General features: G+C 62.3%; 21 protein-coding genes. 15 read left to right on the top strand and 6 right to left on the bottom strand.

What is annotated here, in order from left to right; all coding sequences use genetic code 11:
- Positions 1-140: 140 nt before the first annotated feature.
- Positions 141-527, bottom strand: a complete 387-nt coding sequence (locus HX873_RS17490; RefSeq protein WP_177020808.1) for a cupin domain-containing protein — start codon at positions 525-527, stop codon at positions 141-143.
- 32 nt (positions 528-559) lie between these two features.
- Positions 560-1,483: a LysR family transcriptional regulator gene (locus tag HX873_RS17495; protein WP_177009927.1), complete on the bottom strand. Its 924-nt coding sequence runs from the start codon at positions 1,481-1,483 to the stop codon at positions 560-562.
- Between the two features lie 101 nt (positions 1,484-1,584).
- Between HX873_RS17495 and HX873_RS17500 the strand changes: the two genes are divergently transcribed.
- The 8 genes from HX873_RS17500 (at position 1,585) to HX873_RS17535 (ending at position 9,468) form a co-directional block, all read left to right on the top strand.
- Complete coding sequence (locus tag HX873_RS17500; protein WP_177009928.1) at positions 1,585-2,769, top strand: MFS transporter; 1,185 nt, start codon at positions 1,585-1,587, stop codon at positions 2,767-2,769.
- A gap of 30 nt (positions 2,770-2,799) precedes the next feature.
- Entirely contained in the window at positions 2,800-3,816 is a 1,017-nt protein-coding gene (locus HX873_RS17505; RefSeq protein ID WP_177021733.1) for a polysaccharide deacetylase family protein, read from the top strand.
- Between the two features lie 34 nt (positions 3,817-3,850).
- Positions 3,851-4,381 (top strand): ester cyclase, encoded by a 531-nt coding sequence (locus tag HX873_RS17510; RefSeq protein WP_177021732.1) that lies wholly within the window; start codon positions 3,851-3,853, stop codon positions 4,379-4,381.
- A 16-nt stretch (positions 4,382-4,397) separates the two neighbouring features.
- Entirely contained in the window at positions 4,398-4,808 is a 411-nt protein-coding gene (locus tag HX873_RS17515; protein ID WP_177021731.1) for a VOC family protein, read from the top strand.
- 188 nt (positions 4,809-4,996) lie between these two features.
- A complete protein-coding gene (locus HX873_RS17520) occupies positions 4,997-5,983 on the top strand; it encodes a sugar ABC transporter substrate-binding protein (protein WP_177122966.1) in 987 nt (328 codons plus the stop codon).
- Positions 5,983-7,518: a sugar ABC transporter ATP-binding protein gene (locus tag HX873_RS17525; protein ID WP_177122967.1), complete on the top strand. Its 1,536-nt coding sequence runs from the start codon at positions 5,983-5,985 to the stop codon at positions 7,516-7,518. Before HX873_RS17520 ends, HX873_RS17525 begins: the two co-directional genes overlap by 1 nt.
- Positions 7,505-8,497 (top strand): ABC transporter permease, encoded by a 993-nt coding sequence (locus HX873_RS17530; protein ID WP_102369138.1) that lies wholly within the window; start codon positions 7,505-7,507, stop codon positions 8,495-8,497. The genes HX873_RS17525 and HX873_RS17530 overlap by 14 nt, the downstream gene beginning before the upstream one ends.
- Entirely contained in the window at positions 8,494-9,468 is a 975-nt protein-coding gene (locus HX873_RS17535; RefSeq protein WP_177122968.1) for an ABC transporter permease, read from the top strand. The genes HX873_RS17530 and HX873_RS17535 overlap by 4 nt, the downstream gene beginning before the upstream one ends.
- A 30-nt stretch (positions 9,469-9,498) precedes the next feature.
- Here the strand turns inward: HX873_RS17535 and HX873_RS17540 are convergent, their stop codons facing one another.
- Genes HX873_RS17540 through HX873_RS17555 form a run of 4 tightly spaced genes read right to left on the bottom strand, consistent with a single transcriptional unit; the run spans position 9,499 to position 13,418 of the window.
- On the bottom strand, positions 9,499-10,350 hold the full coding sequence (locus tag HX873_RS17540; RefSeq protein ID WP_177122969.1) for a DUF1989 domain-containing protein: 852 nt from the start codon (positions 10,348-10,350) through the stop codon (positions 9,499-9,501).
- 14 nt (positions 10,351-10,364) lie between these two features.
- Positions 10,365-11,030: a GntR family transcriptional regulator gene (locus HX873_RS17545; RefSeq protein ID WP_177122970.1), complete on the bottom strand. Its 666-nt coding sequence runs from the start codon at positions 11,028-11,030 to the stop codon at positions 10,365-10,367.
- 17 nt (positions 11,031-11,047) lie between these two features.
- Positions 11,048-12,556, bottom strand: coding sequence for an amino acid ABC transporter permease/ATP-binding protein (locus HX873_RS17550; RefSeq protein WP_102369136.1), 1,509 nt, complete (start codon positions 12,554-12,556; stop codon positions 11,048-11,050).
- A 16-nt stretch (positions 12,557-12,572) separates the two neighbouring features.
- A complete protein-coding gene (locus HX873_RS17555; RefSeq protein WP_008433837.1) occupies positions 12,573-13,418 on the bottom strand; it encodes an ABC transporter substrate-binding protein in 846 nt (281 codons plus the stop codon).
- Positions 13,419-13,681: 263 nt separating this feature from the next.
- On the opposite strand from HX873_RS17555, the gene HX873_RS17560 reads away from it, so the two are divergent.
- The 7 genes from HX873_RS17560 to HX873_RS17590 all read left to right on the top strand — a co-directional run bounded on the left by HX873_RS17560 (position 13,682) and on the right by HX873_RS17590 (position 21,302).
- Complete coding sequence (locus HX873_RS17560; protein ID WP_177051661.1) at positions 13,682-15,082, top strand: DHA2 family efflux MFS transporter permease subunit; 1,401 nt, start codon at positions 13,682-13,684, stop codon at positions 15,080-15,082.
- A gap of 118 nt (positions 15,083-15,200) precedes the next feature.
- On the top strand, positions 15,201-16,160 hold the full coding sequence (locus HX873_RS17565; RefSeq protein ID WP_008433834.1) for an AraC family transcriptional regulator: 960 nt from the start codon (positions 15,201-15,203) through the stop codon (positions 16,158-16,160).
- A gap of 85 nt (positions 16,161-16,245) precedes the next feature.
- Positions 16,246-17,622, top strand: coding sequence for a Rieske 2Fe-2S domain-containing protein (locus HX873_RS17570; RefSeq protein WP_003210841.1), 1,377 nt, complete (start codon positions 16,246-16,248; stop codon positions 17,620-17,622).
- Positions 17,619-18,107 carry a benzoate 1,2-dioxygenase small subunit gene (gene benB, locus HX873_RS17575; protein ID WP_008433833.1) on the top strand — a complete coding sequence of 163 codons (489 nt, stop codon included), beginning with the start codon at positions 17,619-17,621 and terminating at the stop codon, positions 18,105-18,107. The genes HX873_RS17570 and benB overlap by 4 nt, the downstream gene beginning before the upstream one ends.
- A gap of 10 nt (positions 18,108-18,117) precedes the next feature.
- Positions 18,118-19,140 carry a benzoate 1,2-dioxygenase electron transfer component BenC gene (gene benC, locus HX873_RS17580; protein ID WP_177122971.1) on the top strand — a complete coding sequence of 341 codons (1,023 nt, stop codon included), beginning with the start codon at positions 18,118-18,120 and terminating at the stop codon, positions 19,138-19,140.
- A gap of 10 nt (positions 19,141-19,150) precedes the next feature.
- Complete coding sequence (locus HX873_RS17585; RefSeq protein ID WP_008433831.1) at positions 19,151-19,912, top strand: 1,6-dihydroxycyclohexa-2,4-diene-1-carboxylate dehydrogenase; 762 nt, start codon at positions 19,151-19,153, stop codon at positions 19,910-19,912.
- Between the two features lie 55 nt (positions 19,913-19,967).
- Positions 19,968-21,302 carry an MFS transporter gene (locus HX873_RS17590; RefSeq protein ID WP_008433830.1) on the top strand — a complete coding sequence of 445 codons (1,335 nt, stop codon included), beginning with the start codon at positions 19,968-19,970 and terminating at the stop codon, positions 21,300-21,302.
- The last annotated feature ends 3 nt before the right edge of the window (positions 21,303-21,305 follow it).

Genomic DNA, 21,305 nt, shown 5'->3' on the forward strand with positions numbered 1-21,305 from the left:
AGCGTAGACGTTGCCCATCAACGCCATCAGGGCAATCACGAGGGCTGAGGTTTTCCTGAGCTGCCTGTTCATCACGCGTGCTCCTGGTCTGGAGTAACTGTGAGGTAAAGACTAGCCCAAACAGGCAACGCCGGAAGGTGCTAAATCCACACGTCGTTGATTGCCGTGCGCTCGCCACCCTCGCTGCCGGTGTTCAGCACGCCGCAGGGTTCGATCAACAGCAACTTCACCTCACCCAATGCGTACGGCTTGTGCTCGACGCCCTTGGGCACCACGTACATTTCCCCTTGGCTGATGATCACCGCGCCGTCGCGAAAGTCGATGCGCAGGGTGCCTTCGAGGACGATAAAGGTTTCATCGGTGTCGGCATGGTCGTGCCAGATGAAGTCACCTTCGATCTTCACCACCTTGAACTGGTAGTCGTTCATCTGCGCGACGACCTTGGGCGCCCATTGCTCGCTGAACAGGGCGTATTTCTGGGCGAAGTTGATCGAGGCGTAATTCGTCGAAGCGTGGGAGGCGGGCATTTTAGGTTCCAGGGTTTCAGGACATTGGAGCCTTAAGTTAGGCCTAACGGCTGGCCGGATATTGAATGATCGTGCAGCGACAGCTCATCCACTATCCGCTCGATCAACACCCTGACACGGCGCGGTTGAACCCGTGTCGGCGGATAGATGATGTTCAGCGCGGTACTACCCAAATCATAGTCAGCCAGCAGCTCGACCAATCGCCCGGCCTCAAGGTCGGCGCGCACGTCCCACACCGATTTCAGGCAAATGCCATGGCCCGCCAGGCACCACTGGCGTACCAGCGCACCGTCGTTCGCCACCCGCCGGCCCTGGACCAGCACCCGATGGGCGTGCCCGTGCCGCTTGAAGGTCCATTCCCGCGAAATATTGATGCCGAAGCGCATCACCAGGCACTCGTGGCGCGCCAGATCCTCGGGGTGTCGGGGCGTACCATTGAGCGCCAGGTAGTGGGGTGACGCACACAGCACGCGACGGTTTTCGCCAATCGGCCTGGCATGCAGGGTGCTGTCCGCCAGCTCGCCGTAGCGCACCGCGAAATCGATGCCCTGGCTCACCGGATCGGCGTAGCCGTCGCTCAGGTTCAGGTCAATGCTGATCTCGGGATGCTCCAGCATGAATGCGGCGAGGATCGGTTCGATGTATTGGCGCCCGAGGTCTTCCGGGGCGCTGAGGCGAATCGGCCCGGACAGGGTGTGGGTGCCATGGCGAATGCTGCTGTGCAGCTCGTTGGCCTCTGCCAGCAAGCGGCGGGCGCCTTCCACCAGCAAGCGGCCTTCGTCCGTCAGGTTGATCGCCCGGGTGGTGCGGTTGAGCAGGCTGGCGCCATAGAAACCCTCCAACTGCGCGAGCCTTTCCGAGACAGAGGCGGGTGACAGTCCCAGCTCTCTACCCGCTGCCGACAACCCGCCTTTTTCCACAATCAGCAAAAACAACTCAAGGTTCTTCAGCAGCATTGTTCGGTATTTCCGAAAGTGGTTTTTGATTTCGACTCAATTATCAAGTTAAGCCAAAAGAACTAGTTTTGCATCCATCGTTAACCATCGGAGTGACTGACATGTCATCCAATTCTTCGAAAATGCCCATCCAGGTCTGGGTGCTGACCCTGGCGGCTTTCGCCATCGGCACCGCCGAGTTCGTGATTGCCGGATTACTGACCCAGGTCTCCCACAGCTTGAACATCAGCGAAGGGCAGGCTGGCAGCCTGATTACCGCCTACGCGCTGGCCATCGTGGTCGGAGGCCCGGTGCTGACCATCTGGCTCTCGCGCTACGAAAAACGCACGGTGCTGTGGTTGTTGATGGCGGTGTTCGTCGGCGCCAACGTAATGACTGCCCTCAGCAGCGACTACAGCGTGTTGCTGGTCAGCCGGGCGATTGCCGGGCTGACCCAGGGGCCGTTCTACGGGATCGGCGCGGTGGTCGCGACGCGCCTGGTGGCCAGCGGCATGGAAGGCCGCGCCGTCGGCCAGATGTTTGCCGGGCTGACGTTGGCCAACGTGCTGGGCGTTCCCGCCGGCTCGTGGATTGGCAATCAATATGGCTGGAGCACCGCATTCCTGATAGTCGCCGCGTTGGGCGTGCTCGCGTTGCTGGCAATCATTGTGTCGATCAAGCGCCAGGGCACCGAGCAGTCAGTGTCGTTGATCAACCAGTTGGCGGTGTTCCGTAACCGCAACCTGCTGGCCAGTCTGATGTTCACGGTGCTCGGCTGGGCCGGGTTCATGGCCTTTTATGGCTATATCGCGCCGATCGCCGAACAGGTGGCCGGGTTTGATTCGACGATGCTGACCGCTGTGCTGGTCGTGGTCGGCATTGGCCTGGTAGTCGGCAACAGTCTCGGGGCGCGTACCGCAGACGCCAACTTGCGCTTTTCGCTGATGTTCTGGCCGGCGGCGATGATCGTGACACTGATCGCCGCAGGCCTTGTGGCGCCCTACAAGTGGCCGTTCCTGGTGACCGCGTTCCTCTTCGGTATCGCCTCGTTCGCCAACGTGCCATCCATGCAAATGCGCGTGATGAAGCACGGCGGCAAGGCCCCGGAGCTGGCTGCCACGGCGAATATCTCGGCCTTCAACCTGGCCAACGCCCTGGGCGGCATCATCGGCGGCATCGTGGTGGACAGCCACTGGGGCGCGGCGGCGATTCCGTTTGCGGCTGCGGCGATTCCATTGCTCGGTGTGCTGTTCATTGTTTCCCAGGAAGGCGCGGGTAAAGCCACCCGGCCTGCAGCGATTGCCTGATCCCCTGAATTCAGTATGAGGTGAACCAACATGGACAAAACCGATAACCCGCATCGTCGTACTTTCCTCGCCCAGGCCGGCGCAGGTGCTGCTGTTCTGGCCGCAGGATCGCTGCTCGGCCCGGCCGCTGCCAAAGCTGCGGTGACAGGGCCGGGCAACGCTGCCCCCGCGGCGACTGCCGGCAAGGCAATCGGGCGTTTCTGGCCAGGGGACACCCGGCTGGTGGTGTCCATTTCCATGCAATTCGAGGCAGGCGGCCAACCGCTCAAGGGCACTGACAGTCCGTTTCCCCACGTGGATTTTCCCGACAGTGTTCCGGAGGATGTGGCCACCAATACCTGGTTTGCCTATGGCTACCGTGAAGGTATTCCGCGGATGCTTGATCTCTGGGACCGGCATGGGGTGAAAGTCACCTGCCACATGATCGGCGACGCCGTAAAGCGCAACCCAGCGCTGGCCCGGGAGATCGTCGCCCGTGGGCACGAAGCCTCGGGGCATGGCCCGCACTGGAGCTCGCAATTTGCCATGAGCCGGGATGAAGAGCGCACTTTCCTGCGCCAGGCCGCGAGCATGTTGCAGGACGTCACCGGTCAGCCGGTCACCGGCTACAACTGCAACTGGCTGCGGCGCGGGCCCAATACCTTGTCGTTGTTGCAGGAGCTGGGCTACGTCTATCACATTGATGATGTGAGTCGCGATGAGCCGTTTATCGAGCAGGTCAATGGCAAGGACTTTGTCGTGGTCCCTTATACCCTGCGCAACAACGACATCGTGTTGATTGAGGGGCGCAATTACTCGCCCTCGAAATTCCTTCAACAGGTCAAGCTGGAGTTCGACCAGCTCTACCTGGAAGCCGGAAGCCGACGCCGCATGATGGCGATCAGTGCCCACGATCGCATCAGCGGTACGCCGCAAATGGTCAGGGTCTGGGACGAGTTTCTGCGGTACGCCAACAGCCATCCCGGCGTGGCGTTCATGCGCAAGGACGCCATCGCTCAATACACCTTGAAAAGCCCCCTCAGCCTCAGGGAAAGCGAAACCATCTGAGTTCGTTCTCTTCGCCTTTAAAGGATGTGCCCGTATGCAACGTTCCATTCCCCTTATCGCCGCCGGATTCCTGGCCCTGACCCTCTCCGGCGTGGCGTTTGCCACCACCGAACTGGTGACGCCGGGTGTCCTGGTGGTGGACAAGAGCCTGACCGCCGCGCAACTGAAGATCATGGAAACTGTCGCCCGGCGTTACGACACTTTCTGGAATACCGGTGACGAGAGCCTGGCCCGTGAAGCGCTGGCGCTCAACTTCATCGATAAAACACCGCCCGCCGGGCGCAAACAAGGGCCGGAGGGACCGCTGCTGGCCTCCCGTGCGTTTCGCGGCGCGGTGCCGGACCTGAGCTGTGAAGTAGAGCAAATGATCATTGCCGGCGACCGCGTGGTGGCACATTTGCATTTTCGCGGGCACTTCACCGGTTCCTTTGGTCAGATCAAGGGCACTGGGCAGGTCGTAGACTTTATTGCCACCGACATTTACCAGATCGGCAAGGGCAAGATCGTCGCCAACTGGCACATCGAAGACAACCTGACGCTGATGAAGCAGTTGGGTGCGCTCTGACGGGAGGGCTCTGCACATGACCGTTCACTACCTTGATCACTTCACGCTCCGCACGGAGCATGTCGACGCGACGGTGAGTTTCTATCGTGACGCCCTCGGCCTGGAGGAGGGCTGGCGCCCGGCGTTTCCTTTTCCGGGCAGTTGGCTTTATTCAGCAGGTCGCCCGCTGCTGCATATCGCCAGCCTGCAGGGCAGCGCCGCGCAGCTTGAAACGTATCTTGGGGTGCGTGCTGCCGGCGACGGCTCAAGTGCGCTCGATCACATTGCATTGCGCTGCAATGACCTTGAAACTCACCGGCAACGCCTGCACACGCTAGGGCTGCCTTTTACCGAGCGGGTGGTGCCGGAGCTGTTCGAGCACCAATTGTTTGTCGAAGACCCCAACGGGATCAGGGTCGAGCTGATCTTTGCTTACCCGGCGGCCTGAGGTGGCTGGCCGGATTTCCCGGCCAACTGTTGGCTGGGCAACAGCAGTCGGACAGTTGTGGTTTGGGCGGGACAGCGCAACGTCATCCAATGTTTTCATCTGCTTGATTTTATTCGAAATAATTTATGGCATGGGCTCTGCAATGCACACAGGTGAACCCTTTCACCCGTTGCTCAGCGGAGCCCTGTATGCCTTGCACCTTTTTCTCGCGTTCACGTTACATCTTGCTCGGCGCAGCGTTGTTGCTGGGCCACGCCGCCGTGTCCCAGGCCGCCGAGGGCGATGACGCGGTGCCGTCCCTGGCCGGCAAGCGCATTGCCGTGAGCATGACCGGCACCAGTCACTACTTCGATATCAAGGCTTTCCAGGCCCAGGTCGATGAGATCAAGCGCCTCGGCGGCACGCCGATCACCCTGGATGCAGGGCGCAATGACAAGAACCTGGTGACCCAACTGCAAACCGTAGTCACCCAGAAACCCGATGCGGTGATCCAGACCCTCGGCACCCTGAGCGTGATCGACCCGTGGCTCAAGCGCATCAGCAAGGCCGGCATCCCGCTGTTCACCATCGACGCACCTTCGCAGTACAGCCTCAACAACACCACCTCGGATAATGTCGCCACCGGCAAGGCCCTGGCCGACCAACTGATCAAGGATGCTGGCGGCAAGGGCAAGATCCTGGTGTTCAACGGCTTCTACGGCGTGCCGGTGTGCGCGATTCGCTACGACCAGTTGAAGCTGGCGCTCAAGGATCACCCGCAACTGGAAATCATCGAGCCGCAGCTGCGGGATGTGATCCCCAACACCGTGCAGGATGCCTATTCCCAGGTGTCCGCGTTGCTCAACAAGTACCCGGCCGGCAGTGTCTCGGCGATCTGGGCGGCGTGGGACATTCCGCAACTGGGGGCAAGCAAGGCGTTGATCGACGCCAAGCGCACCGAGATCAAGACCTACGGCGTGGACGGTACGCCGGAGGTACTGGAGCTGCTCGGCCAGGCCAATTCGCCGGTGGGCGCGGTAGTCGCCCAGCAACCGGCGCTGATCGGCAAGACTGCTGTGCAGAACGTGGCCCGCTACCTGGCCGGGCAGCGTGACCTGCCCAAGGAAATCCATGTGCCGACGCTGCTGACCACCGCCGCCAACCTGGCGCAGGTCCAGCAACTGCGGGGTGATTGATGGCCGCGTTGCACTTGCAGCACCTGCGCAAACGCTTCGGCGCCACCCTGGCGCTGGAGGATGCGAGCCTGAAGGTCGAGCGCGGCACCATTCACGGCCTGGTGGGCGAGAACGGTGCCGGCAAGTCGACCTTGATCAAGGTCCTGGCGGGGATCCACAAAGCGGACTCGGGGCAGGTGAGCATTGACGGCCAGCCGTATGCCGCACTGTCGCCGCGCCAGGTGGACGCGCTGGGCGTGCAGTTCATCCATCAGGAGCGGCTGTTGCCGGCGAGTTTTACCGTGGGTGAAGCGCTGTTCTTCGGGCATGAATTACGCCGGGGTCCGTTTGTGGATCGGCGCCGGCAGCAGCGCGAGGCCGAACGTTTGCTGGCGGAATATTTTGAGCTGCAACTGCCCGCCGACGCGTTGGTAGGCGAGCTGAACAGCGCCGAGCGCCAGGTGCTGCAAATCACCCGGGCGTTGACTCGCAAGCCGAAGATCCTGGTGTTCGACGAGCCCAGCGTGGCGCTGGTCAAGCGCGAAGTCGACCAGCTGCTGCGGATCGTCAAGCGCCTGCGGGACCAGGGTTTGTCGATTCTCTACATCTCCCATTACCTGCAGGAAATCGACAGCCTGTGCGATGAAGTGACGGTGTTGCGCAATGGTCGAGATGTGGCCGTGGTAGAGCCACGGCACACCTCCAGCGCGCAGATTGCGCGGTTGATGGTCAACCGCGAGGTCCAGGAGATGTACCCCAAGGCGCAGGTCGAGCTCGGCGAACCATTGCTGCAGGTGCGCGGGCTGAGCCTGGCCCGGCGCTACCGGCAGATCGACCTGGAATTGCGTCGGGGCGAGATCGTCGGCCTCACCGGGCTGGTCGGGTCGGGCGCCAAGGACCTGCTCAAGGCCCTGTTCGGTGTGGTGCGCGCCGACAGCGGCAGCATTCATCTGGAGGGGCGTTTGTTGCGCCTGCGTTCACCCGGAGAAGCCATTGCCCAAGGGATTGCACTGGTGCCGGAAGAACGCCGCAGCCAGGGGATTTCACCGCTGCTGTCGGTGCTGGAAAACCTCACGCTCGCCGGGCTTGGGCGTTTCAGTCGCTGGGGGTTACTGAGCCAGCGTAAGGAGCAGGCCGAAAGCCTGCGGCTGATCGACGAGTTGGCGATCAAGACGCCGGGCCCGCAGGCTGCCGTCAGCCAGCTCAGCGGCGGCAACCAGCAGAAAGTCGCCCTGGGCAAATGGCTGAGCCGGCGCTCGGCGGTGTACCTGTTGGACGAACCGTGCGTAGGTGTGGACGTCGGCGCCAAGGTCGAGATTTATCGCGTGATCGGGCGGCTGGTGGAAGAGGGCGCAGCGGTGCTGGTGCTGTCTTCGGATTTGCCCGAGCTGTTGGGGATCTGCGACCGCATCCTGGTGCTGCATCGAGGCGAAATAGCCGGGGAGTTCCATGCCGGTGAGGCGGACAGTGATCAACTGTTGGCGTGTGCCACGGGTGCGGTGCAGCCCACAGTGGCTGTGCAGGTGAAACAGGAGGTGGCGCATGTCCCTGCTTGAAGCTGCTACTCCTGGCTTGTCCCAACGGTTATGGGTACTGCTGTTGCGGCGCGGCTCGGTGGGCGTATTCCTCGCGATTTTGCTGGGCTTTGCCGTCGCCGCGCCGAACTTCTTTTCAGTCGGCAATATCGCGAATGTGTTCAGCCAGTCGGCGATCCTCGGCGTACTTGCCTTCGGCCTGACCTGCGTGATTATCGGCGGCGGCTCCAACGTGGTGGCGGGCGGGCTTGATCTGTCGCTGGCGGCCAATTTGGGCTTGTGCGCGGCCGTGTTCAGTCGACTCAACAACGCAGGCCTCGACCTGTGGGCAAGCCTGCTGCTGACCTTGGGTTGCGGCCTGGCGGTGGGCCTGCTCAATGGCCTGGCCGTGGTGGTGCTGCGCTTGCCACCGTTGCTCGCAACGCTGGCAAGCATGAATGTACTGGCCGGGCTGGAGCTGGTCCTCACCGAAAACACCGTGGTCTCGACTGACTCACCGTTGCTCGACCTGCTCAGTGGCGGGACCTGGCTGGGCGTGCCGGCACTCGCCTGGGTGTTGCTGGTGACGGCCTTTGTGTTGACGCTGCTGATCCAGCACACCGCCTATGGGCTGCGCCTGCATGCCGTCGGCGAGTACCCGCACGCTGCCGAGGCCGCCGGGATTCGAGTGCCGGCTTACGTACTCTCCAGTTATTTGCTGTCTGGGCTGTGTGCCGCGGTGGCGGCGTTGTGTTCAGCGGCATTTTTCAGCGGCAGCACCACCGGCTCCGGTGACATGCTGTTGTCGGTGGTCGCCATAGCCTTTCTTGGCGTGGTGTTTTCCCGGCGACTGGTGGCAAGCATCCCCGGCACCTTGCTCGCGACGCTGTTGATCGGCTTTTTGATCAACGGGTTTCAGTTGCTCAACGTATCGAGCTTCTGGGTCAACGGTGTCCAGGGCGTGCTGATTCTGCTGGTGGTCGCCGCTTCCAGCGCATTGAACCGGGGAGAACATTCATGAGTCAGGTATCCATCCTGCAAGCCCATGGCGGCTGGCGTTCGCTGTTGCCCCTGACGTTGCCGCTGGTGTTCGTGGCCATCGTGGTGGTGTTTGCCTGGCAGGCCCCGGGGTTTCTCAGTGGCGGCAACCTGAAAAGCCTGGTGCTGAATAACTTCGTGCTGCTGGCGATTGTTGCGATCGGCATGACCTATGCGGTGGCGGCCGGTGGCATCGATCTGTCGGTAGGCACCGCGCTGGATTTCGCCAGCTTCAGCTTCGTGGTGTTGCTTAACGCCGGGCACGGGCTGGGTGTGGCGATTGCCGGTGCGTTGGCCGCCGGGCTGCTGGTAGGACTGTTCAATGCCGGCTTGATCGCGGGGCTGCGGATCAGCCCGTTCCTGGCCACCCTCGGCACCTTGTTTATCGGCACCAGTGCCCAGCAACTGCTCTCGGACGGCGGCCAGCCAATTTATATCGCCCAGGGTTTCAAGCCGGAACTGGCGAGCTTCAGCCCGTTGGGCGTGCCCTTGCCGCTGTTGATCGTGCTGGTATTGGCCGTGGTCTACGGCCTGTTGCTGGCCCGTGGACGCCTGGGGCGCGAACTGCTGGCCCAGGGTACCCAGCCGCTGCTGGCTTATTACTCGGGCTTGTCGGTGCGGCGCATCGTCACCACCACGGTGCTGGCGGCGGCGCTGGCGTGCGCGGTGGCGGGGGTCCTGCTCAGTTCGACGGTGAGTGCCTATGTGCCGCTGTCGGGCAACGCCTTCCTGCTGAATGCGATTGGTGCGGTGTTTATCGGCACCACATTGAACCGCCAGGGCCGGGCGAATATTCCGGGCACATTGCTGGGGGTGCTGTTCATCAACGTCATCGCCAATGGCTTGCTGTTGATCGGCTGGAACTTCTACTGGCAGCAGGTGGCCACCGGCGTGCTGATTTTTGTCGTGCTGGCTTTCAGTTTTATCAGCCGCAGGATCGCCCAGAACACCTGAGGCACGGCGCCCCAGGGTTCAATCCGGCCGCTACTTTTCCCAGTCAGCCTTGGGAATCAACAGGCCATGGTTGCCGTTATAGGCGGCGCGTTCGGGTTGTTTCCAGCCCTCCAGCAGCGCGTCGTCGAGGCGGTAGATTTCCACCCCCAGCGGACGGCAGACCTTCAACGGGTCTTCCGCATCCGGGCCCCACATCGGCAGCGACAGGTCGCCACCGGGGCAGGTGGAGAGGGCACACAGCAGGTCGATTTCGGCGAAGAACTCCAGATAGTCGCCCTCCTTGGCCGGGCAGGCTTTCATGAAGTACATGTCGTCGTGATTGAGGCCGGTGCACTGGAAAATGTTCAGCACGTCATGCACGTCGAACTCGGTCAGGCCATGGGGCAGCACGGCGCGGGTCAGGTTGGAGTGGCAGTGGTGGTGGAAGTCTTCGCCGGTGAGCATCTTGTTCACGTAGGGATCGCAGCGCGTGCCGAGCAAATCGTGCAGGCGCCCGCCGTGTTCGTCGATGCCATAGTCGGCCAGGCTGTCGTCGGTGATGGTGACCATCGGCCGCAAAAACGGCAGGTTCGACCACAGGCGGTCGTATGTAGTGACGTGAGCGCCTTGCAACTGGCGAGTACGCGATGCCCACATGCGTTCGCGGGGGTCATTGGCATTCCACACGTTGAAGTCGCCGACCTGCGGGCCCACCGGCGTGGTCACACGGAACACATGGCCGGCCGGTACTTTCCAGGCGCGGCCGGTGCGGATCGGCACTTCGAATTGCTCGATCAGGGTGCGCCCGTCCCGGGACTTGCGCACGCGGTCATAGAAAGCTTTGTCGACCTGCAAGGCAGCGCCTTTGCTGACTTGGTAGGCCGCTGGGTAGTCCTTGTACATGGTGGGTCCTCGCTTCAGGGTTTTGGAATGCTGCTCAGGATGTCCAGCAGCAACGATTCGGAGTCATTGAGGTAGCTGGCCAGGGCTTCGCCGGCGGCTTGCTTGTGGCCGTCAACCAGCAAGTCGTGAATCTGCCGGTCGCGCTCCAGCCAGGGCTTCTGGAAGGTTTCCTCGCTGGGCGCGTTGGAAAACACCAGGCGCACCTGGGCTGCAATATGGGTAAAAAACTCGTCCAGCAACGGGCTGCGCATCAGCCCGACAATGTGTTGATGAAAGCGCAGGCTGTGGGTGCCGAAGGCTTGCCAGTTCTCGCGGTCCTGGGCCAGTTGCGCAGCCTCGATGGACTCCAGCATCAGGTCGGACTGGTATTCGCGCAGCGGCTTGCTGGCGGCGATGGCCTGCAGCTCCAGCGTGCGTCGCACCTTGAAGATGTCACGCACTTCCTCCACCCCCAGGCGGCGCACGATCACGCCTTTGTTGCGCACGTAGCTGGTCAGGCCTTCGCGGCCCAGGTGGTGCAAGGCTTCACGCACCGTGTTGCGCGAGGCGTTGTAGGCGTTCACCAGTTCGCTTTCCACCAGCGGCATGCCGGGCAGCAGGCGGCCGCCGATGATGTCTTCGCGCAGTTCGATGGCAACCTGGTCGGCCAGCGACAGGCTGGGTTCCTTGGCTTGGCTCACGTCGGGGCTCCTTGGGCTCACGCCAGTTGGACGTCTTTGAGGAACTTGGTCATGCGTTCGCTGCGTTGCTCGAGCATGTCACGCGGTGCGGCGTCCTGGATAATCTCGCCGCCTTCCATGAACACCACACGATCGGAAAGCTTGAACGCGAAGTTCATTTCATGGGTGACGATGACCATGGTCATGCCCTCGCGAGCCAATTCCTCGATTACCGCCAGTACGTCGCCCACCAGTTCCGGGTCGAGGGCTGAGGTGGGTTCATCGAACAGCATCACCGAAGGCCGCATCGCCAGGGCGCGGGCAATCGCCACCCGTTGCTGTTGGCCGCCGGATAGCTGGTGCGGGTATTTGCCGGCGTGCTCCAGCATGCCGACCTTGCGCAACAGGGCCAGGCTCAACAGGCGCAGTTCTTCGCCGCTACCATGGGCATGGTAGACCGGCGCGAGCATCACGTTCTCAAGGGCGGTTTTATGCGGGAACAGGTTGAACCCCTGGAACACCATGCCGACATGCACGATGCCGCGCATATGCACCTTGTGCCCCAGCGCGCCTTGCGGCTCCTGGCTGCCACGCAGGAACGGCTGGCCTTGCAGGGTGATTTCGCCACGGTCGAGGCTTTCGAGGCCGTTCATGGTACGAATCAGCGTAGTCTTTCCCGAGCCTGACGGGCCGATGATCGACACCACCTCGCCCCAGCGCACATTCAGTTCGACGCCCTTGAGCACTTCCAGCTCGCCATAGGCCTTGCGCACCCCGCGAGCCTGCAAGGCAAACTCACCGGGCTCGGCCTGGCCGGGGGCACGACGCGTCGCCACTTGGTCGAGCACGGCGGGGGCGATGGCCTTGGGTTTGCGCCGGGTCACGTCCAGGTGGTTCTCCAGCACCCGCAACAACCAACTGAACACCGTCACGATGAACACGTAATAGAACGCCACGGCTAGCATGGTCTCCATCACCAGGAAGTTCTGGGTGTAGAGTTGTTGGCCCACCAGCAGAATTTCCGAAAGCGAAATCACCGACACCAGCGAGGTGAGCTTGACGATGGTGATGTATTCGTTGGCCAGTGTGGGCAACGCAACCCGCAGCGCCTGCGGCACCACAATCAACCGCTGCACGCCGCGATAACCAACGCCCAGCGCCTTGCCGGCTTCGCGCTGCCCCTTGACCACCGCCAGCAGGCCGCCCCGATGGATCTCGGCGATGTAGGCCGCCTCACTCAGCACCAGGGCGATCAGGCCCGCGGAGTAGGGGTTGGACAACACCACGCTGGTGGACGGAAACACCTGCGGCAGGTTGTAGACGAAGATCAACAGCACCAGCAACGGCAGGCTGCGGAAGAACCAGATGTAGACGCCGGCGGAGTCCCGCAGCCAGCGGCGCTCCGACTGCCGCGCCAGGGCCAGGAAAAACCCCAGCACAATGCCCAGCAGCCAGGTTTCCAGGCTCAGTTCGACCACGGTGCCGACGGCTCGCCAGAAGTCGCCGTTCCATAACAAACCCAGGGTGTAGTGCCAATCGAATTGCATAAAGGTGCTCCGCGTTTCAGTTACCCAGTGCCGCACTGATCTCGGCGGCGTTCGGTTCGGCCAGGTTGTAGCGCGCCAGCAGCTTGCCGTAGCTGCCGTCCTGCTTGATCTGGCTCAGGGCGCCGGTCAGCGCCTGGAGCAGTGCAGGGTTTTCCTTGCGCACGGCCAGGCCGACCACCACCGGGTAGATCAACTCGCTGGAGCTGATCACGGTTTTGCCTTGCAGTTTTTCCACGGTGATCTTGGCGACCGCCGCGTCTTCCATCTGCACGTCTACCGCCTGGGCGAGCAGGGCCTGGGCGGCTTCCGGAGACGTCGGGAACTCACGCGACTCGATCGCCGGCTTGCCCGCAGGGAGGCAGTAGTCCGCCGAAACCTTGTTCAGCTTTGGCACCCACGACGCGCCCTTGATCGACCCGACGCGCTTGCCGCACAGGTCTTCCGGGCGCTGGGGCTTGAAGTCGCCGGTGCTGAGCACCATCAGCGAAGAACCGGTCTTCAGGTAGCTGAGGAAATCCACCTGTTTGGCGCGCTCGGGGGTGACGTATAGCGCCGAGGCCACCACGTCGAAACGCCGGGCGTTGACGCCGAGGATCAGGTTGGCGAAACGGGTGTCGAGAAAACGTGGTTTGAGCCCCAGTTGCTTGCCCATCAGTTGCATGAACTCCGGGTCGAAACCCGCCGGGGTCTTTTGCTCAAGGTAGGTGTAAGGCGGGTAGGTGAGGTCGGAGCCGATGGACAGCTCGCCCGGTTTCAGGGTGCCCTTGATTTCGGCAGCCGACAGCAGCGGCGTCACGCACGCTAGGGTGATCGCTAGCGCCAATGTGCGCAGGGTGTTCTTGCCCGTCAGACCTTTTTGCATGTTCGTCGCCTCGGTTGCTGGATGCAGGGAGATTTGGATTGTTCAACAATCCTGTATTAGCTAGTAAGCGGTTATCGTGCCAACTAATGACTTTTTCAGGCTTTTGATGGGTTTTGACGCGTGAGACAGCCGTTTTTTGCAAGCGCGCACCCCAATTCGGGGCAATTCGTTACCGGGCGCCACGTTGTGAGGCAGGCATTTCGCGGACCATAAAGGACGCACTTATTGATAAAGTGCCGATTCGAAACCATGAGTGAACAGCAATGACGTCGACCTCCCAACGCCGCTCAACCCTGATTGCCTTGTTGGTCGCCGTCACCTTCTTCATGGAGAACCTCGATGCCACCGTGATCGCGACCGCGTTGCCGGACATCGCCAAAACCTTCGGCGTGGGCGCGGTGGACGTGAACATCGGTATGAGCGCCTACATGCTCGCCGTCGCGGTGTTCATTCCCATCAGCGGCTGGCTGGCCGACCGCTTTGGCTCGCGGCGGGTATTCGGTTGGGCAATCGTGCTGTTCAGCCTGTCGTCACTGCTGTGCGGGTGGAGCGACAGCCTGCAGACCTTCGTCGCCGCGCGCGTGTTGCAGGGCATCAGCGGCGCGATGATGGTGCCGGTGGGGCGCCTGGCGGTGCTGCGGGCTACCGAGAAAAAAGACCTGGTGCGGGCGATTTCATTCATCACCTGGCCCGGCCTGGTGGCGCCGATACTCGGGCCGCCGGTGGGCGGGTTTATCGTTACCCACGCGTCCTGGCCGTGGATTTTCTACCTCAACCTGCCGCTGGGCCTGCTGGCGCTGATTGCCACGCTGGTACTGATCCCCAAACACGACGAGGTGACGTCCCGCTCATTCGATTTCAGCGGCTTCCTGCTGGTGGGTGTCGCCAGCGCGGCGCTGTTGTACGGCGTGGAACTGCTCGGGCAAAGCCGTGGCAGCTTGTTGCAGGGCCTGTTACTCAGCGCTGCAGGCGTAATGCTCGGCGCCTTTGCCTGGCGCCATATGCGCCGGCATGCCCAACCATTGCTGGCGCTGGGTGTGGTGAGTGTGCGCACGTTCAGTGTGTGCCTGTGCGGCGGGTCGATTTTCCGGGTGGCCATCAGCACCTTGCCGTTCCTGCTGCCGCTGATGTTTCAACTGGCGTTCGGCCTTTCTGCATTCGATGCGGGGTTGCTGGTGCTCGCGGTATTTGCCGGCAACCTGGCGATGAAGCCGTTCACCACGGCGGTGATGCAGCGCTGGGGCTTTCGCTCGGTGCTGATGATCAACGGCATCCTTGGCGTGCTCGCGATTGCGGCCTGTGCGCTGCTGGACGAGCGCATGAGCTGGACGCTGATCCTGTTCATTCTGTTCGTGGGTGGCCTGTCACGCTCCATGCAGTTCACCTTGTTCAATACCCTGGGGTTCGCTGATATACCCAAGGCGCAGATGAGCGACGCCTCAACCTTGTTCAGCATGTTCTTCCAGCTGAGCATGGCCATGGGCGTGGCGATTGGCGCGCTGTTGTTACGTTTTGCCATGAATTTTCACGGCAATACCGGGCAGGCCGCCACCGCCGATTTCCAGCTGACGTTTCTTCTAGTGGCGGTGATCGCCGGCGTGGCGCTGCTGGATAACCTGCGGCTGCCGCCCCAGGCCGGTGAGTCGGTTTTGCAGCGAAAGTGAACCCACGATACCTTCGGGGTATGAAGCAACACCTATTGAATATTGGACGGCTTGCGTCCCCCGCATCACTCTGCGGTGAAGTACATACGCAGGGCCCATAACAATAAAAGGCGCAACCATGACCGTGCTATTGAGTGAGCGCAGCCAGATTTTCGACCGTGCAGATGCCTATGCCGTGTCCGACTACGTCAACCAGCATGTCGGCAGCCACTGCATCCGCCTGCCGCCCAAGGGCCGCCCGCAGGCAAGCATCAGCCACCGGACCTTTTCCAGCCTGGACCTGTGCCGCATCAGCTACGGCGCGCCGGTGCGGGTGACCTCGGTGGCGCTGGAAACCATCTACCACCTGCAGATCCTGCTGCACGGCCACTGCCGCTCGAGCTCCCGTGGCGAAGAACAGGTGTTGGGCCCCGGCGAAGTGCTGCTGATCAACCCGGATGACCCGGTAGACCTGACCTATTCCGCCGACTGCGAAAAATTCATCGTCAAGGTGCCCGTGCGCCTGCTGGAAAACGCCTGCCTTGAGCAGCACTGGACGTTGCCGCAGCCGGGCATCCGTTTTGCGGCGCCGCGCCACGCACTTGCCGAAATGGGTGGGTTCCTGCAATTGCTGGGGCTGATCTGCCATGAGGCCGAAAACGCCGCCGAACCCGAAGTGCAGGGCCTGTACGAGCGCATTGTGGCGAACAAGCTGTTGGCGCTGCTGGCCAGCAACGTCCTGCGGGTGATTCCGCGACCGGATCAGGGTGGGGGCTTTGAAGCCGTGCGTCAGTTCATCGAGGAGCACCTGGCCGACGACATCAGCGTCGAACAACTGATGGCCATCGCCAGGGTCAGCGAGCGTTCGTTGTATACCTTGTTTGAACGCCAGGTCGGCCTGTCACCCCGTGACTACATGCGCCAGCGCAAGCTGGAGCGGGTGCACGCCATGCTGCAACTGGCCACGGCGCGCAGCGTGACGGAGGTGGCGCTGGATCATGGGTTTGTGCATTTGGGGCGGTTCTCCGAGGCCTATCGCAAACGCTTTGGCGAGCTGCCCTCGCAAACGTGGAAGCGCCGGCTCGCGCCAGGCGGATAACGAATTGCAGTCAGCGGATATTGAGGGGTAGGGCAAGCACATAAGGTGGGGGGGCCTGATACAAGAACAACCGAGGGCCTACCCCATGATCAGCACATTCGACCGACTCGCCCGACAATTGCGCGACTCCGTCCAGGAAGATCCCGCCACTGGGGTGTTCCGCTGCCGCCGCGACATCTTCACCGACCCCGACCTGTTTGCCCTGGAAATGAAGCACATTTTCGAAGGCGGTTGGGTCTACCTGGCGCACGAAAGCCAGGTGCCGGAGATCAACGACTACTTCACCACCTGGATCGGCCGCCAGCCCGTGGTCATCACCCGCGACAAACACGGCACGCTGCACGGCCTGGTCAACGCCTGCGCCCACCGTGGCGCCATGCTCTGCCGCCGTAAGCAAGGCAACAAAGGCTCGTTTACCTGCCCGTTCCACGGCTGGACCTTCAGCAACGCCGGCAAGCTGCTCAAAGTGAAGGACGCCAAGACCGGCGCCTACCCCGACAGCTTCGACTGTGACGGCTCCCACGACTTGAAACGCCTTGGCCGCTTCGAAAACTATCGCGGCTTCCTGTTCGGCAGCCTCAGCGAGACGGTGCCGGAGCTGAGCGACTACCTGGGTGAGACCCGGGTGATCATCGACCAGATGGTCGATCAGGCCCCGCTGGGGCTGGAGGTGCTGCGGGGCAGTTCGTCATATGTGTATGACGGCAACTGGAAGCTGCAGATCGAAAACGGCGCCGACGGTTATCACGTCAGCTCCGTGCACTGGAACTACTCGGCGACCATGGGCCGGCGCAATTACGAAGCCGAAGGCACGCGCACCGTGGATGCCAATGGCTGGTCGAAAAGCCTGGGCGGCGTGTACGCCTACGAGCATGGCCATATCCTGCTGTGGACGCGCCTGCTCAACCCCGAAGTGCGTCCGGTGCATGCCCATCGCGAGGCGCTGGCCGAGCGCCTGGGCCAGGAACGCGCCGATTTTATCGTCGACCAAACCCGCAACCTGTGCCTCTATCCGAATGTGTACCTGATGGACCAGTTCTCCACGCAGATCCGCGTGGTACGGCCAATCGCGGTCGACAAGACCGAAGTCACGATCTATTGCATGGCACCCAAGGGCGAAAGTGCCGAGGAACGCACCACGCGCATCCGCCAGTACGAAGATTTCTTCAACGTCAGCGGCATGGGTACACCGGACGATCTGGAAGAATTCCGCGCCTGCCAGACCGGCTACCAGGGCGCGACCACCTTGTGGAATGACCTCAGTCGCGGCGCCAAACAGTGGGTCGAAGGCCCTGACGAAAACGCCCGGGCCATGGGCATGAATCCGCAGCTCAGTGGCGTCAAGACCGAGGACGAAGGCCTGTTCGTGCGCCAGCACGCCCACTGGGCCCAGAGCCTGCAACGCGCTATCGAACGGGAGCAGCAAGGCTTGATCGCGACGGACAAGGAGGTGCTGGCATGAGTGCTTCCCGTGACCGCCTGTTGGACTTTCTGTACCGCGAAGCCCGCCTGCTGGATGACCGCCAGTGGGATGAGTGGCTCGAATGCTATTCACCCAAGGTCGAGTACTGGATGCCGGCCTGGGACGACCACGACACGCTGACCGAAGACCCCCAGAGCGAAATCTCGCTGATCTATTACCCCAGCCGCGACGGCCTGGAAGACCGGGTGTTCCGGATCAAGACCGAACGCTCCAGCGCCAGCACCCCGGAGCCGCGCACCGCGCACCTGATCACCAACCTCGAAGTGCTGGCCGACGACGGGCAGCACGTGGAGTTGCGTTTCAACTGGCAAACCCTCAGCCATCGCTACAAGACCACGGATACGTACTTCGGTACCTCGTTCTATCGCCTCGATATCCGCGCCGAACAGCCGCTGATCACGCGCAAGAAGGTGGTGCTGAAAAACGACTACATCCATCAGGTCATCGATATCTACCACATCTGAGGACACGCCCATGACGTACTCCATTGCCCTGAACTTCGAGGACGGGGTAACCCGTTTCATCGACTGCAAGGTGGGTGAAAAGGTCCTCGACGCGGCCTTTCGCCAACGTATCAACCTGCCCATGGACTGCTCCGACGGTGTGTGCGGCACCTGCAAATGTCGCTGTGAAACCGGCGCCTATGATTTGGGCGACGACTACATCGAAGACGCCCTGAGCGAGGATGAAGCCGCTGAGCGCCAGGTGCTCACCTGCCAGATGGTGCCGCAGTCGGACTGCGTGATTGCCGTGCCGGTGCCTTCCGGTGCCTGCAAGACCGGCACCGCGCAATTTGCCGCGACGGTGGCGAGTATTACCCGGCATGCCGATGCAGCATTGGAAGTCAGCTTCGAACTGGATCAGGCGCCGGTGTTCCTGCCGGGGCAATACGTGAATATCGGCGTCCCCGACAGTGGGCAGACCCGCGCGTATTCCTTCAGCAGTCGCCCTGGCGACAAACGCGCGAGCTTTTTGATCAAGCATGTGCCCGGCGGGTTGATGAGTGGCTGGCTGGAGCGTGCCCAGCCGGGCGACGCGGTGCCGATGACCGGGCCGCTGGGCAGTTTCTACCTGCGCGAAGTGGCGCGGCCACTGCTGTTGCTGGCAGGTGGTACGGGGCTGGCGCCGTTCCTGTCGATGCTTGAAGTGTTGGCCGAGCGCGAGGAAACCCGGCCGGTCACGCTGGTCTACGGCGTGACGCGGGACCAGGACCTGGTGATGGTCGAGGCGCTGGAGGCGTTCGCCCAACGCCTGCCCAACTTCGGTTTTGTCACCTGCGTGGCCGACCCCCAGACCGCGCACCCCCGGCAGGGGTATGTCACCCAGCACATGGCCGCTGACGTGCTGAACGATGGCGACGTGGATGTGTACCTGTGCGGGCCGCCACCGATGGTCGACGCGGTACGCCAGCACTTCAAGAACCAGGGTGTCACCCCCGCCAGCTTCCACTACGAGAAGTTCACCCCCAACACCATCGTCACCGGCGACGCCGCCTGAGGAATCCCCCATGACTCCACGTTTCAACACCCAGGTTGCGCTGGTGACCGGCGCCGCCCAGGGCATCGGTCGGCGGGTTGCCGAGCGTTTGCTGGAAGAGGGCGCCTGGCTGGTGGCCGTCGATCGCTCGGAACTCGTGCATGAATTGCAGCATGAGCGGGCGCTGATCCTCACCGCCGACCTGGAGCAGCATGCCGAATGTGCCCGTGTGATGGCCGCTGCCAAGGCACGGTTCGGGCGTATCGACATCCTGGTCAACAACGTCGGCGGGACCATCTGGGCCAAGCCCTTCGAGCACTACGCCGAGAACGAAATCGAAGCCGAGGTGCGCCGCTCGCTGTTCCCGACCCTGTGGTGCTGCCATTGCGTGTTGCCCTACATGCTGGAGCAGGGCAGCGGTGCCATCGTCAATGTCTCGTCCGTGGCCACGCGCGGAGTGAACCGTGTGCCGTATGGCGCGGCCAAGGGCGGCGTCAACGCCTTGACCGCGTGCCTGGCCCTGGAGACCGCCGGCAGCGGCATTCGGGTCAACGCCACCGCACCCGGTGGCACCGAGGCGCCACCGCGGCGGATCCCGCGCAACAGCCAGCCCCAGAGCGACCAGGAGCGCGTCTGGTACCAGCAGATCGTCGACCAGACCCTCGACAGCAGCCCGATGAAGCGCTACGGCAGCATCGACGAACAAGCCGGCGCGATTCTGTTTCTGGCCTCTGATGAGGCCTCCTACATCACGGGCGTCACCTTGCCGGTAGGAGGCGGCGACCTCGGCTGACCCAGCGCCGTACCTGCAGACACTGACTCACAACAACAATAATGAGAGCACTGCCATGCGTACCCATGACGTCAATTCGATTATCGATAATGCCCATTTCAATCGTTTCCACTGGCTGGTGGTCAGCCTGTGTGCTGTGCTGTTGATCTTTGACGGTTATGACTTGTTCATCTACGGCGTGGTCTTGCCGTCGATCATGAAGGAATGGGGACTATCGCCCCTGCAGGCCGGCGCTCTGGGCAGTTATGCGCTGTTCGGGATGATGTTCGGCGCGCTGGTCTTCGGCAGCCTGGCCGACAAGTTCGGTCGCCGCAAAGGCATCGCCATCTGCTTTGCCTTGTTCAGCGTCGCCACGGTGATTAACGGTTTTGCCAGCAACCCGACTGAGTTCGGAATCTGCCGGTTTATTGCCGGGCTCGGCTGTGGCGGCCTGATGCCCAATGCGGCCGCACTGATTACCGAATACGCACCGAAGAAAATGCGCAGCATCCTGATGGCGGTGATGTTTGGCGGGTACTCGCTGGGCGGCATGCTGTCGGCCGGCGTGGGGATTTTCATGCTGCCGCGTTTTGGCTGGTCGTCCATGTTCTTCGCCGCGGCGATCCCGCTGCTGCTGATGCCGTTGATTGTGTACTGGCTGCCTGAGTCCATCGGGTTCCTGATTCGCCAGGGCCGCAAGGAACAGGCGCGTGAGCTGCTCAAGCGCCTGTCGCCGCAGACCCGGATCGACCCGCAAGACCAACTGCTCGTCAGCGCCGGTAAAGGCAAGGGCGCTTCGGTGCTGGAGTTGTTCCGACACGGCCTGGCCTTGAGGACGGCGGCGATCTGGGTCGCGTTTTTCTGCTGCCTGTTGATGGTCTACGCCCTGAGTTCCTGGCTGCCCAAACTGATGGCGGGTGCCGGTTACAGCCTGGGATCGAGCCTGTCGTTCCTGCTGGCGCTGAATTTTGGCGGCATCGCCGGGGCGCTTGTCGGTGGCTGGCTGTGTGACCGGCTTAACCTGGTGAAGGTGGTGATCGGTTTCTTTATCGCCGCGCTGCTCTCCATCAGCCTGCTGGGTATCAAGAGCCCGATGCCGGTCCTGTACCTGCTGATCTTTTTTGCCGGCGCCACCACCATCGGCACGCAAATCCTGCTGTACGCCGGCGCCGCACAACTCTATGGCTTGAACATTCGAGCCACCGGCCTGGGCTGGGCTTCCGGTATCGGTCGTACCGGCGCCATCGTCGGCCCGCTGCTGGGCGGCGCGCTGATGGGGATTGAACTGCCGCTGCACCTGAACTTCATGGCCTTTGCCATCCCCGGGGCCATCGCCGTGCTGGCAATGACGGCGTATGCGCTGAATGAACGTCGGGGCCGGCAGGAGGTGATCGCCGCCCCGGCGCAGTAACTG

Source organism: Pseudomonas sp. P7758 (assembly GCF_013386485.1).
Taxonomy (GTDB): Bacteria; Pseudomonadota; Gammaproteobacteria; order Pseudomonadales; family Pseudomonadaceae; genus Aquipseudomonas.

Excerpts from the sequence above, each read along its gene's own strand:
- HX873_RS17490 (WP_177020808.1), bottom strand. The coding sequence starts at position 527 with ATGCCCGCCTCCCACGCTTCGACGAATTACGCCTCGATCAACTTCGCC.
- HX873_RS17570 (WP_003210841.1), top strand. The coding sequence starts at position 16,246 with ATGATCAGCACATTCGACCGACTCGCCCGACAATTGCGCGACTCCGTC.
- HX873_RS17590 (WP_008433830.1), top strand. The coding sequence starts at position 19,968 with ATGCGTACCCATGACGTCAATTCGATTATCGATAATGCCCATTTCAAT.
- HX873_RS17585 (WP_008433831.1), top strand. The coding sequence starts at position 19,151 with ATGACTCCACGTTTCAACACCCAGGTTGCGCTGGTGACCGGCGCCGCC.
- HX873_RS17500 (WP_177009928.1), top strand. The coding sequence starts at position 1,585 with ATGTCATCCAATTCTTCGAAAATGCCCATCCAGGTCTGGGTGCTGACC.
- HX873_RS17515 (WP_177021731.1), top strand. The coding sequence starts at position 4,398 with ATGACCGTTCACTACCTTGATCACTTCACGCTCCGCACGGAGCATGTC.
- HX873_RS17535 (WP_177122968.1), top strand. The coding sequence starts at position 8,494 with ATGAGTCAGGTATCCATCCTGCAAGCCCATGGCGGCTGGCGTTCGCTG.
- HX873_RS17525 (WP_177122967.1), top strand. The coding sequence starts at position 5,983 with ATGGCCGCGTTGCACTTGCAGCACCTGCGCAAACGCTTCGGCGCCACC.
- HX873_RS17565 (WP_008433834.1), top strand. The coding sequence starts at position 15,201 with ATGACCGTGCTATTGAGTGAGCGCAGCCAGATTTTCGACCGTGCAGAT.
- benB (WP_008433833.1), top strand. The coding sequence starts at position 17,619 with ATGAGTGCTTCCCGTGACCGCCTGTTGGACTTTCTGTACCGCGAAGCC.
- HX873_RS17555 (WP_008433837.1), bottom strand. The coding sequence starts at position 13,418 with ATGCAAAAAGGTCTGACGGGCAAGAACACCCTGCGCACATTGGCGCTA.
- HX873_RS17560 (WP_177051661.1), top strand. The coding sequence starts at position 13,682 with ATGACGTCGACCTCCCAACGCCGCTCAACCCTGATTGCCTTGTTGGTC.
- HX873_RS17495 (WP_177009927.1), bottom strand. The coding sequence starts at position 1,483 with ATGCTGCTGAAGAACCTTGAGTTGTTTTTGCTGATTGTGGAAAAAGGC.
- HX873_RS17550 (WP_102369136.1), bottom strand. The coding sequence starts at position 12,556 with ATGCAATTCGATTGGCACTACACCCTGGGTTTGTTATGGAACGGCGAC.
- benC (WP_177122971.1), top strand. The coding sequence starts at position 18,118 with ATGACGTACTCCATTGCCCTGAACTTCGAGGACGGGGTAACCCGTTTC.
- HX873_RS17510 (WP_177021732.1), top strand. The coding sequence starts at position 3,851 with ATGCAACGTTCCATTCCCCTTATCGCCGCCGGATTCCTGGCCCTGACC.
- HX873_RS17540 (WP_177122969.1), bottom strand. The coding sequence starts at position 10,350 with ATGTACAAGGACTACCCAGCGGCCTACCAAGTCAGCAAAGGCGCTGCC.
- HX873_RS17520 (WP_177122966.1), top strand. The coding sequence starts at position 4,997 with ATGCCTTGCACCTTTTTCTCGCGTTCACGTTACATCTTGCTCGGCGCA.
- HX873_RS17505 (WP_177021733.1), top strand. The coding sequence starts at position 2,800 with ATGGACAAAACCGATAACCCGCATCGTCGTACTTTCCTCGCCCAGGCC.
- HX873_RS17530 (WP_102369138.1), top strand. The coding sequence starts at position 7,505 with ATGTCCCTGCTTGAAGCTGCTACTCCTGGCTTGTCCCAACGGTTATGG.